The organism is Bradyrhizobium sp. USDA 4452, assembly GCF_054063575.1.
Genome location: NZ_JBSSGK010000001.1, coordinates 1,843,551 through 1,855,442, shown reverse-complemented (window position 1 = coordinate 1,855,442; position 11,892 = coordinate 1,843,551). Strand labels below are relative to the sequence as shown.

The 11,892-nt window shown below is 64.9% G+C and carries 9 protein-coding genes and 1 pseudogene; 2 read left to right on the top strand and 8 right to left on the bottom strand.

The genetic code is table 11. The features are described from left to right. Nucleotides 1–375: 375 nt before the first annotated feature. Nucleotides 376–543, top strand: a pseudogene (locus ACVISU_RS08825) (cysteine hydrolase); the annotation flags it as partial. Between the two features lie 361 nt (nucleotides 544–904). Here ACVISU_RS08825 and ACVISU_RS08820 read toward each other — a convergent pair. The 4 genes from ACVISU_RS08820 to ACVISU_RS08805 all read right to left on the bottom strand — a co-directional run bounded on the left by ACVISU_RS08820 (nucleotide 905) and on the right by ACVISU_RS08805 (nucleotide 4,954). Further along, entirely contained in the window at nucleotides 905–1,729 is an 825-nt protein-coding gene (locus tag ACVISU_RS08820; protein WP_050404234.1) for a carbohydrate ABC transporter permease, read from the bottom strand. Next, nucleotides 1,726–2,664, bottom strand: coding sequence for a carbohydrate ABC transporter permease (locus ACVISU_RS08815; RefSeq protein ID WP_050404235.1), 939 nt, complete (start codon nucleotides 2,662–2,664; stop codon nucleotides 1,726–1,728). Before ACVISU_RS08815 ends, ACVISU_RS08820 begins: the two co-directional genes overlap by 4 nt. After that, the gene (locus ACVISU_RS08810) at nucleotides 2,661–3,983 is read right to left on the bottom strand and encodes an ABC transporter substrate-binding protein (protein ID WP_456706671.1); all 1,323 of its coding nucleotides are present in this window, start codon (nucleotides 3,981–3,983) and stop codon (nucleotides 2,661–2,663) included. Before ACVISU_RS08810 ends, ACVISU_RS08815 begins: the two co-directional genes overlap by 4 nt. A gap of 116 nt (nucleotides 3,984–4,099) precedes the next feature. Further along, the gene (locus ACVISU_RS08805) at nucleotides 4,100–4,954 is read right to left on the bottom strand and encodes a VOC family protein (RefSeq protein ID WP_456706670.1); all 855 of its coding nucleotides are present in this window, start codon (nucleotides 4,952–4,954) and stop codon (nucleotides 4,100–4,102) included. Between the two features lie 78 nt (nucleotides 4,955–5,032). Here ACVISU_RS08805 and ACVISU_RS08800 point away from each other — a divergent pair, with 78 nt between their 5' ends. Continuing rightward, nucleotides 5,033–6,406 carry an NAD(P)/FAD-dependent oxidoreductase gene (locus ACVISU_RS08800; protein WP_456710782.1) on the top strand — a complete coding sequence of 458 codons (1,374 nt, stop codon included), beginning with the start codon at nucleotides 5,033–5,035 and terminating at the stop codon, nucleotides 6,404–6,406. Between the two features lie 9 nt (nucleotides 6,407–6,415). Here the strand turns inward: ACVISU_RS08800 and ACVISU_RS08795 are convergent, their stop codons facing one another. The 4 genes from ACVISU_RS08795 to ACVISU_RS08780 form a co-directional block, all read right to left on the bottom strand. After that, nucleotides 6,416–8,041 (bottom strand): ABC transporter ATP-binding protein, encoded by a 1,626-nt coding sequence (locus tag ACVISU_RS08795; RefSeq protein WP_456706669.1) that lies wholly within the window; start codon nucleotides 8,039–8,041, stop codon nucleotides 6,416–6,418. Beyond that, nucleotides 8,038–8,868, bottom strand: a complete 831-nt coding sequence (locus tag ACVISU_RS08790; protein WP_050404238.1) for an ABC transporter permease — start codon at nucleotides 8,866–8,868, stop codon at nucleotides 8,038–8,040. The genes ACVISU_RS08795 and ACVISU_RS08790 overlap by 4 nt, the downstream gene beginning before the upstream one ends. A gap of 2 nt (nucleotides 8,869–8,870) precedes the next feature. Beyond that, nucleotides 8,871–9,848, bottom strand: a complete 978-nt coding sequence (locus tag ACVISU_RS08785) for an ABC transporter permease (RefSeq protein ID WP_456706668.1) — start codon at nucleotides 9,846–9,848, stop codon at nucleotides 8,871–8,873. A gap of 143 nt (nucleotides 9,849–9,991) precedes the next feature. Next, entirely contained in the window at nucleotides 9,992–11,605 is a 1,614-nt protein-coding gene (locus ACVISU_RS08780; RefSeq protein ID WP_050404240.1) for an ABC transporter substrate-binding protein, read from the bottom strand. Nucleotides 11,606–11,892 lie beyond the last annotated feature (287 nt).

The window sequence follows — 11,892 nt, the reverse complement described above, 5'->3', positions numbered from 1 at the left end:
CACAACGCGGATAGCCGTCCCGCGAAGTGTTCTCATCTGCCGCGCGTCAGGGTTCGGCTTAAGAATTCCGGCGAATTCAGCTGGGAGAGCGGGAAACTCAACGCCCAAGACTGAGTAAGAGGACTCCAAAGATTTGACGCGGCTCAAAATTGTCTGATGCCTTGAGCAGTATGATTCAGCTCCAAGACGCGGGAGTTGTCTCATGGACGACGAAATCCTTTATACGGCGAGCATTGTGATCTTGGGACTAACCCCATTTGCGTTCGCTGCGATCGCAATCTTTATGTGAGAAGCTGGCCTCGGTTCGCGGTTTCTTCATTTCTGCGCATCGGCTAACGGCCCAAAGGCGGAGACCGAGACGTCGGATCCCGCGCCGCTGTCAACACCGCGGCGGCCAACGACCGCGGCTAACGCTGCGTCGTGATCTCTGACGGCTGCGCATCCTACTTCCCGGAATTCGACGAGATGGGCCTGAAGATGATCGGGGCCCAGGGCGGGATCTTTGGCTGGGTCGCCGATTCAGCCGCGCTGCTGGAGGCACTGGCTGGCTGGAGCGTGCGACGGCGAAGACACTCCGATCCTCTTACGCTTGCGGAAAGGAGAAGAGTTCGTAGCCCGGATGCAGCGCAGCGAAATCCGGGACCGGTCTCCGCGGCCCGGAATCCCGGATTGCGCTGCGCTGCATCCGGGCTACTGGCCCGGCGGAGCGGCGGCAGAAGTTCACCTCACCCTTGGGTAAGCGCAGCCTGCCGCACAATTTCGGAATATTAGAAATATATCCCTGAGTTGCCCGACGTGTCAAGTTGCCTGATCGAGCACCGGCTGCCGCCAGCTACTGTGCATGGGGTTGTTTTCGATATTTTGGCAGCGGCCCCCTGCGACAGCCCGATATCATCATCTTGCCCTAGCCGCCTTTCACCGCGCCCGCGGTGAGACCGGCGACGATCTGGCGCTGCGCCATCACGGTGAGCAGCAGCACCGGTGCCGTCACGATCAGCGCTGCGGCGGCGAGCGGGCCCCAGCTCAGCTGGTCGAACGAGATCATGTTGTAGACCGCGACCGGCAGCGTGCGGGTCTCGCGCCCGGCCAGCACGATGCCGAAGACGAAGTTGTTCCAGGAGAAGATCACCGCGAGGATGAAGGCGACCGCGAGCCCGGGCCTCGCGATCGGCAGCGCGACATGGCGGAACACCTGCCAGCGCGTGGCGCCGTCGATCAGCGCGGCTTCCTCGAGCTCCAGCGGCGTGGTCTCGAAATAGCCGATCATGATCCAGATCACGATCGGCACCGTGACCACGAGGTGGATGATGATCTGCGGCACCAGCGTGCCGAGCAGGCCGAGCCACTGGAACAGCAGGAACAGCGGGATCAGATACGAGAGGCCCGGCGTGATGCGCGCGATCAGGATCACGATCGCCGATTTATGTGCGGCCATCCGCGCAATGCCGTAGCCCGCGGGCACGCCGACCAGCATCGCAAGCGCGGTGGCGCAGCCGGTGACGACGAGGCTGTTGCTGAAATAGGTCAGGAAGCGGTTGGATGCGAACACATCGGCATAGTTCCTCCAGGCGAAATGCTCCGGGATGAACACCGGCGGATAGGAGGCGTTGTCGATCTCGAATTTCAGCGACAGCGAGGCCATCCAGAGGAAGAACAGGATCGCCGGCGAGACGATGACGAACACCGACAGCCACAGCCCGATCCGGCCGAGGATAGCGCGCGGGTTCATGCCTCGCTCCCGAGCTGCGACGTCCACAGCAGGCGCTTGCGCAAGTAGAGCAGCAGCGCCGCCAGCGCCACGATCAGCAGGAAGAACACCACCGCGATCGCCGAGCCGTAGCCGAGGTCGTAATAGACGAAGGCGACGCTGTAGAGATAGACGTTGATGGTCTCCGACGCCGATCCCGGTCCGCCTTGCGTGATCGCGAAGATGATGTCGAAGCTCTTCACCGCGTCGATCATGCGGATCATCCCGGCGATGAACAGGAACGGCATGATGAGAGGAAGCGTGATGAAGCGGAACACCTGCCAGAAATTGGCGCCGTCGATCTGCGCGCTCTCATAGGGCTCGGTCGGGATCGCGGCGAGGCCGCCGAGCACGATCAGCATCACCAGCGGCGTCCATTGCCAGGTCTCGACCAGCACCAGCGAGGGGATCACCGTCGTCGGGTTGAACACCCAGAGCTGCGGCGGCAGGCCGACCAGCGACAGCAGATAGTTCAGGATGCCGAGCTGCGGGTGGAACATCATGGTCCACACCAGCGCGATCGCCACCGGGGTCGCCATCATCGGCATGATGAAGATGCCGCGCAGGAAGCCGCGCGCGGCGAATTTCTGATGAAACACCACCGCCGCCAGCGTGCCGAACACCAGCGGCAGCACCACCGACAGCGCGGTGTAGGACAGCGTGTGCCCGACCGCCTCGACGAAGCGCGGATCGGTCGGCAGCCGCAAATAGTTGGCGAGCCCGACGAAGACGGTCGGCGAGCCGACCTTCCATTCCTGCAGGCTCATCCAGATCGTGAACACCCATGGAAAGATGATCACCGCCAGCACCACGACGAGTGCCGGGATCACGAACGGCCAGTAGGACGGCGGCCGCCATTCACGCGCCGGCGGCTGGTTCTCGACCGCCGCCAGCTCAGCCTGTGTCACCACGCTCACGCTTTTTCACTGCGCTCCAGGATGGGGCGGAATTGCTCGTGTGCCTTCTTCAACTCGGTGGCGGGATCGGCGCCCGACAGGGTCGCGGTCAGCGCCGCGCCGACGATGTCGCGGAATTCGGCGACCGGGATGATGACGGGCAGGCCGAGCTTCGAGATCTTGGCGGAATCGACCACCGATTGCAGCCATTCCTTGGTCTTGACGCCCTTGGCGACCTCGGCGTCGTCGACGATCGAATTGCGGAACGGCACGCCGCCGCCGGCCTGCAGCAGGCGCGCGCCCTGTCCCTTCGAAACCACCCATTGGCAGAGCAGATAGGCGGCTTCCTTGTTCTTGCTGGCCGCGGCGATGCCGACGCCGTCGCCATAGGTCGAGGAGAACTTGCCCTTGGGGCCGGCGGGCACCAGCGTGTAGCCGACCTTGCCGACGACGCGCGAGGCGGCGGGGTCTTCCAGTGGCGGCGCCCAGCCGTCGGCGTCGATCCACATCGCCGCGCGGCCTTGTGTGAACGAGGCCATCGACTCCATCCAGTTGAAGCCGGCGACGCCGGGCGGCGCGCATTTCGTCAGCAGCCGCTGATAGAGTTTCGTGGCCTCGATCGCCTCGGGGCCGTCGGTCAGGATGTTGCCCTTGGCATCGAGGAATTCGCCGCCATAGTTCAGATAGAAGTTGGTCCACATCGCCATGTTGGCGTTGCGCAGGCCGCGGCCGACGAAGCCGTAGATGCCTTCCTTGGGATCGGTCAGCTTTTCGGCGGCGACCACCATCTCATCCAGCGTCTTCGGGACCTCGACGCCCTTCTTCTGGAACAGCTCCTTGTTGTAGTAGAGGATGAAATAGTCGACCGACCATGGCAGCGACAGCATCTGGCCCTTGTCGTTGCGCGCATATTGCAGGCCGGCGGCCGAGAAATCGCTCTCGACGAGGTCCGGCAGCGTCATGCTCGGATCCTTGAGGTAGCCCGACATGTCGGCGAGCCAGCCGGCCTTCTCGAATTGCCGCTTCTGCACGTGATAGCTCAGATGCACGACGTCGAAGCTCGGCTTGCCCGACGACAGCTCGATCACGCATTTCTGGCGCTGCTGCTGCTCGGGGACCTGCTCGGATTCGACCTTGATGCCGGTGAGCTCGGTGAATTCCTTGATGTATTTTTGCAGATTGTCGCCGCGCGGTCCCTTGACGAGGCTGACTTCCAGCGTGGTGCCGGAATATTTCTTCCAGTTGACCTCGGCACGGGCCGGAAAACCGGTCAATCCAACGGCGCCCGCGGCGGCGGTGCCGGCAAGCATCTGCCGGCGCGAGATCAGGTGATGCGACATTCTTCCCTCCCAGGACGGTTCTTGTTTGGGAGAGATACTAGCGTCTCAACTTTCCGTGCCTAGCCCCCACATGCGCGGCGCCGCTGCATAACGTTGCGCCGCGCATGGTATGGCAGTTATGCCTTGACGAAGGCGAGCAGGGTGCCGTTCGCCGCCGCCGGCGGCACGGTGATGCCGCCGCTGCTCTTGACGCCGGCAGAGCCCAGCGCCTTCTCGGTGGCGGCGAGGTCGGCCGCGATCACGAGACCGGCGCCGCCGCGCTCGGGCAGGCCATCCAGCGATACGCCGGGATAGCGCTTGCCGAGCTGGTCCCTGGTCAGGAACACGAGTTCGGCGCGATCGCCGCCGGACGGCACCGCAACCGCACTGTCGGAATCATTCCTGACCGCGATATCGATCATCCTGGAGAGATGCGCGGCGTCGGTTGCGGGATCGGGCGAGACGATCAGCACCTGCTTGAGACGTTTTGCCCCATTGGCGTGCGTCATCAATTCGGGAATCCACACCGTCTCGCGGGTCTTGTGCTGGCAGGCGAAGATCCGGACGCCGCCCGGCGCCTCGGCGGTCGGCCACTGGAAGGTGCGGAATTTCGCCGCCGAGACGGTGCCGTTCGGCAAGGTCACTGGGCGCTCGAAATCGGTCGGCCCGACCGGCGGATAGCCGCGCGCGCGGATCTCCTCGGCACCGGCGGTGGAATCGACGGCGGTGAACGCGATGCGTTCGATGCCTTCGCCGCGCTTCTCGAGGAAGGCGCGCGCCGGCGCATTGTGTTCGGTCGGCGTCAGCACGCCGAGCAATTCCATGTAGTCGGGGTCGAACATGATGGTGTAATTGCCCGATCCCATATGCGCGCTATGGGTGCCGCGCGGCGACACGGTGAAGCCGAGCCGCCTGTAGTTCTCGGCGGCCTTGTCGAGGTCCTTCACCATGACCACGGCGTGATCGATTCCAATGACGTTCTTGAGTGCCACTTGTTGTCTTCCCGGCTGAAATAGGAGAGTAGAGTAAAGCTAACCAGAATGGCCGGGCGCCCGCAAGAAAGGATCATGATGAGCAGCAATGCCGTGCGCTGGCCCAATTCGCTCTGGGCAGCAGTGACGCCTTCAGGCCCTGATTGTCCCGAATTGACCGGTGCGCAGCAAGCCGATGTCGTCATCATCGGCGGCGGCTTCACGGGCCTGTCGACCGCGCTGCATCTGCGCGAGGCCAATGTCGACGTCGCGATCGTCGAGGCCGCCGAGCCGGGCTGGGGCGCGTCCGGCCGCAACAACGGCCAGGTGATCCCGACGCTGTCGCGCCCGGATCCCGATGACATCATCAAGCGACACGGCGCTGCCGGCGAGCGCTTCGTCGCGATGCTGCGCGACTGCGCGGCCATGCTGTTCGACGTCGTCAAGCGCTACAATATCGAGGCCGAGCAGGAGCAGCCGGGCTGGGTGCAGCCGGTGCATTCGCCTGGCCGTATCAAGATCGCCGAGAGGCGGGTGCAGCAATGGTCGAAATTCGGCGCGCCGGTCGAAACGCTGTCGCGCGACCAGACCAGGGACATGCTCGGCTCGGATGCCTGGTACGGCGGTTTCTGGAACAGGACCGGCGGTCACGTCAATCCGCTGGCGCTGGCGCGGGGCCTTGCGCGGACCGTGCTCGACCTCGGCGCGCGGATCTATGCCCGTTCGCCCGCGCTGAGCTTCGAGCGTCGCGGCGATCGCTGGGTGGTGAAGACCGAGCGGGGCGAGATCTCCGGCCGCGCGCTGGTGGTCGCAACCAATGCCTATAGCGGCGAGTTCGCGAAATCGCTGGTGCCCGAGATCGCGACCGAGGTGATGCCGGTGCTGTCGTGGCAGATGGCGACGCAGCCGGTGTCGGACAATGTCCGCAAGACCATCATCCCCGGCAGGCAGGCGATGTCGGATACCCATGGCGAGCTGTATTTCGCGCGCTACGACGCCCGCAATCGCCTCGTCACCGGCGGGGCCGTGCTCGGTCCGGGCGACAAGACCGGGCGGCTCAAGACACGAGTGACCGAGCGGTTGCAGCGCCTGTGGCCGCAGATCGGCGACGTCTCCTTCGACTATGTCTGGAACGGCTATGTCGGGATGACCGCGGATTTCCTGCCGCGCATGCATCGGCTCGGACCGAACGCCTATGGCTGGACCGGCTGCAACGGTCGCGCCGTCGCGCTGACGATTCCGCTCGGCCGCGAACTGGCGAAAGCGGTGCAGGGCGTGCCGGAAAGCGAGCTGGCGCTGCCGTTCACCGAGCCGGTGCAGTACATGGCGCACGGACTGCTGCGCAAGCTCGCGCCCTGGATGCTGGTGCTGTACCGGCAGCGCGATGCGCAGGAGCTGGTCAAGGGCGATCGCTTCGAGCTGCTGCGTTGGGCGGAGCATTTGCTCGCCTCGCGCCGCTCGCAGCAAAGGTGAGCGGCCCGATCAGGCGATCAAGGCATCGCGCTTGCGCGTGAAGTCGCCGCCGGGGATCGCCGACAGCAGCGCCTGCGTATAGGGATGCTGCGGCCGGCCGAACACCTCGGCGGTCAGCCCTTGCTCGACCACGGCGCCGTCCTTCATCACGGCGACGAGATCGCAGATCTGCGCCGCGACCCGCAGATCGTGTGTGATGAAGATGATGGAGAGGCCGAGCTGCTGGCGCAGTTCGGCGAGCAACCTCAGGACTTGGGCCTGCAACGAGACGTCGAGCGCCGAGACCGGCTCGTCCGCCACCAGCACATCGGGCTTCAGCGCCAGTGCCCGTGCGAGCCCGATGCGCTGGCGCTGGCCGCCGGAGAATTCATGCGGGAATCTGTCGCCGGCGGACGGATCGAGGCCGACCAGTTCGAACAGTTGTCGGGCTTCGGCGATCGCGATCGCCCGATCGGCGCCGTGCACGATCGGTCCCTGCGCCACCAGCTCGGCCGCCTTGCGGCGCGGATTGAGCGAGGCGAACGGATCCTGGAACACCATCTGGATGTGCCGGGTCGCGCGCCTGATCTCTTCGCGGCCGAGCCTCGCCCAGTCCTTGCCGTTGAGCACGATCGATCCGCTGTCGGGATCGATCAGCCGGACGATGCAGCGCGCCAGCGTCGATTTGCCCGATCCGGATTCGCCGACGATGCCGAGCGTCGCGCCGCGCGGCAGGCGCAGCGAGACGTTCTTCACTGCCTCAGTCACTCGTGCGCCGCGGCCGAGGAAGCCGCCGGTGCGGTAGGTTTTCGAGACGCCGTCGATGGTCAGAATGTCCTTGCCGGAGAGGATGCGCGGCGGCGGCGCCGTCAGCGGCGGGACCGCCGCGATCAGCTGCCTGGTATAGACATGCTGCGGGTCGTTCAGCACCTTGTCGGCCGTGCCTTGCTCGACGATCGCGCCGTGCTGCATCACCACGACGCGGTCGGCGATCTCGGCCACCACGCCGAAATCATGGGTGATGAACAGCACCGCCGTCTTCTTGCGCTGCTGCAGATCGCGGATCAGCTTCAGGATCTGCGCCTGCGTCGTGACGTCGAGCGCGGTGGTCGGCTCGTCGGCGATCAAGAGCTTCGGATCCAGCGCCAGCGCCATCGCAATCATGGCGCGCTGGCGCTGGCCGCCAGACAGCTCGTGCGGATAGGCCTTTGCGGCGGCCTTGGGATCGGGGATGCGCACGTCCTCAAGCAGCGCGAGCACGCGCCCATTGATCTCGGCTTTCGAGAGAGCGGTGTGGATCGCAAACATCTCGCCGATCTGGTCGCCGATGGTGCGCAGCGGATTGAGCGCCGTCATCGGCTCCTGGAAGATCATCGCAATCCCGGCGCCGCGCACCTCGCGCATTTCGGCGCTATCTGCGGCGCAGAGGTCGCGGCCGTCGAACATCATGCGGCCCCGTTCGATCGTGACCTCATTCGGCAGCAGCCGCATGATGGCGTTCGCCATCATCGATTTGCCGGAGCCGGACTCGCCGACCACGCAGAGGATCTCGTTGGAGGCGACCGAGAGGGAGACATCGGACAACGCATGCGGCCGGTCGGCGCCCTTGGGCAGGCGCACCGTCAGGCCGTCGAGCGAAAGGACGGTGTCGCTCATCGGCTCTTCAGCCTCGGATTGAGTGCATCGTTGAGGCCCTGGCCGACCAGCGACACCGCGAGCACGGTGACGAGGATCGCAATGCCGGGGATCGCCGAGACGTACCACTGCACCCGGAGCACGTCGCGGCCGAGTCCGATCAGATTGCCCCAGGAGGCGACGTTGGGATCGGACAGCCTCAGGAACGCCAGCGCGCTTTCCAATAGGATTGCGACCGCCATCACCACGCTGGCATAGACGATCACGGGCGGCAGCGCGTTGGGAAGGATCTCGCCGAGAATCAGCTGAAGGTCTTTCATGCCGAGCGTCTTGCCGGCCTGGACGAATTCGCGGTTGCGCAGCGACAGGAACTCGGCGCGGGTCAGCCGCGCCGGCGCCGGCCACGACACCACGCCGACCGCAATCGTCACCGTGGTCAAGGTCGAGCCGAACACCGCGACCAGCACCAGTAGCAGCACGAAGTTCGGCAAGGTCTGGAACGCTTCCGTGATCCGCATCAGAACGTTGTCGACCCAGCCACCGTAATAGCCGGCGAAGGCGCCGACCAGGATGCCGATCAGAATCGCGATCACGGTGGCGACGCCGCCGATCAAGAGCGATATCCGCGCGCCGTAGAAGATCTGCGCGGCGATGTCGCGGCCGGAATTGTCGGTACCCAGCAGGAAGCGCGGGTTGGAGAACGGCCAGACTAGCGGCCGGCCCGCCAGGGCGAGCGGATCGCGCGGATAGAGGAAGCTGGCGCTGACCGCCATTGCGACGATCAGCAGCAGCAGGATCAGGCCGATCACGGCGGCCGGGCTGCGGAAGTAGCGTTTCGCCGCGTCCATCGTCAGCCCTCCGCCGCGATGCGGGGATCGAGCCGTGCGTAGAGCAGGTCGACCACGAAGTTCACGACAATGACCAGCAGCGCCGACACGAAGACGATGCCGAGCAAGGTGTTGAGGTCGCGCTGCACCACGGATTCATAGGCGAGGCGGCCGAGGCCGGGCAGCGAGAACACGCTCTCGACCACGACCGAGCCGCCGAGCATGGTGCCGGCCTGCAACCCGATCAGCGTCACCATCGGCAGCAGCGCGTTGCGCAGCACGTGGCGGGTGATGACATGGGTCTCGTCCAGACCCTTGGCGCGGGCGGTGCGGACGAAATCGAGGTTCAGGACCTCGAGCATCGAGGCGCGCATGATGCGCAGATAGATCGCCAGGAAGATCAGCCCGAGCGTCAGCGTCGGCAGCACCAGATGCGCGGCGATATCGAGCACGCCCCGGACTCCGGTCTGTACCGTTCCGATGTCCTGGAAACCGCCGGATGGCAGCCATTGCAGATAGACCGAGAACACCACGATCGCCATCAGCCCGAACCAGAACGAAGGGGTCGCATAGAAGATCAGGCCGAGTGTCGAAATCAGGGTGTCCGGCCAGCGGTTGACGCCGCGCGCGGCGATCACACCGAACAGGAGGCCGAAGAAGAACGCGAACGACAGCGAGGCGGTCATCAACAGGATGGTCGGCGGCAGCCGTTCCAGGATCACGGTCGCGACCGGCTTGCCGTAGATCGAGGAGAACCCGAGGTCGAGCCGCACCAGGTGCCACAGATAGTTGCCGAGCTGCGCCGGAACCGAGAGGTCGAGCCCGTAGAATTTGCGCAGCTGTTGCGCGGTCGCGGCGTCGCCGCCGCCCATCTGCGCCATCAGCGCATCGACGGTGTCGCCCGGCGCGAACTGCAACAGCAGGAACACGCCGATCAGGATCAGGAACAGGGTCGGGATCGAGGCGGCCAGCCGCCGCCCCGCAAGGCTCAGGATACGCATGACTTTTACTCTGTCATTGCGAGCGAAGCGAAGCAATCCATCGCGCAGCGCGCGCGGAAGGATGGATTGCTTCGTCGCTTTCGCTCCTCGCAATGACGGTGTGGATGGATCCGCGCTCCATTGAGATTGAAACTGCGGTCAACTCACGCGCTCAGCCAAAGATCGTGCCAGCTCGCCGAGCCCCAGCGCGGGGTGTTGGAGTGGTTGCGCGCCTTGGCCGTGATCACGGTGACGAAGATCTGCTCGATCGGCATCCAGACCGGCAGCTCGGTGTTCACCTCCTTGACGAAATCGGCATAGAGCGCCTTGCGCTTCACCGGATCGACCTCGGTCGCGGCATCGTCGATGGTCTTGTCGACCGTCTTGTCCTCCCAACCCCACTGGTTGGTCCACGGCGCGCCCTTGGGCTGGCCGGAGCGGTACCACACCGTGGTCGAGACCGCGGGGTCGTTACGGTACTGGTGCCAGCCGGTGGCGAGATCGAAGGCGTGGTCGTCATAGACCTGCTTGAGGAAGCCGCCGCCGTCGTTGCGCACGATGTCGACCTGGATGCCGACTTCGCCGAGCGACTGCTGAATGAAGGTCGACCACAGCGAGATGTCCTCGCCCCACGGCGCCGGCAGCAGTTTCAGCGCGAAGCGGTTGCCGCCGGTGGCCTTGAAGCCGGCCTCATCCAGCAGGGCGATCGCCTTGGCCTTGTCGTAAGGGTATTGCGGTGTGTTCGGTCCGGGATAGAAATCGGTGGAGGTCGACGGGATCGGGCCGGTGCCGAGCTTGGCGAAATCGCCCAAAAAGTTCTCGATGAAGAACGGCACGTTGATCGCATGCGCGATGGCGCGGCGGACGCGGATGTCGGACAGTTCCTTGCGGCGGAAGTTGAACTCGATGGTGTTGGTGCGGGCGTTGCCCTCATTGCCCTTGGTCTGGACGATGAAGCGCTTGTCCTTGCCGAGCCGGGCCATGTCCGAGATCGTCAGCCCCGAGAACGGGCTGTAGTGCAGTTCGCCGGCCTCCATCTGCGCGGCCGCGGCGGCGCGGTCGGTGATCACCTTCCAGACGATGCGGTCGAGATAGGGGGCGTTCGGACGCCAGTAGTCGGGGTTGCGTTCAGCGATGATGTATTGGCCGCGCTCGTATTTGACGAATTTGAACGGGCCGGTGCCGACCGGCGCCAGATTGGTCGGGTTCTGCCTGATGTCGCCGCTCTCATAGAGATGCTTGGCCGAGACGTAGCCGAGGTCGGGCAGGGCGCGCAGCAGCAGGTTCAGCGGCATCGGCCGCTCGTAGCGGAAGATCGCGGTCTGGGGATCGGGTGTATCGACCGAGGTGAGGAACAGCTGCAGCGTCGATCCGTAGTTCAGGATCTTCTTCCACATGTTCATCGCGGTGAAGGCGACGTCCTCCGAGGTGAACGGCTTGCCGTCGTGCCAGGTGATGCCCTTGCGCAGCTTGAAGGTGACGGTCTTGCCGTCCGGCGTCGCCTCCCAGCTCTCGGCGAGCACGCCGACCGGCTGGCCGCTGGCGTCGAGGTCGACCAGATTCTCCTGGATCTTTCCGCCGATGATGTAGACGCCGGTCGAGGCCTGGATGCTCGGGTTCAGCTGGCGCTGCTCGGCGCCGTAATGGACGTTGAACACGCCGCCCTTGCGCGGGGTTTCCTGCGCGAATGCCCGCATCGGATTGATGACGTTGGCCGCAATCGCGGCCGAGGTCAGCAGGGCCGTGCGGCGGTTGATCTCGAGGCGGGACAAATCCATACGCGGGGTCTCCAGAACATACATAAAGGCTTGCGGCAGGGGCCGGCCGATCGGCCGTGGCGCCCTTTACGATGTTACGATGGAATGGGAACCCGAGTCATTTTCTAATGCCTCGGTCTTTTGGAGGATCGTTTCCGAAACCTGAAGTGGCGCGCTGCGACGCGCCGCAACCCGAACAGTACGCAACATTGTCGCGCGCGGGCGGCGCGGGATGCGTCGAGTGATTCTCTCGGAGGGGGGCCGTTTCGGGAGCCCCGAAGCCGCGCAAACGCTGTAATTTTAGGGGT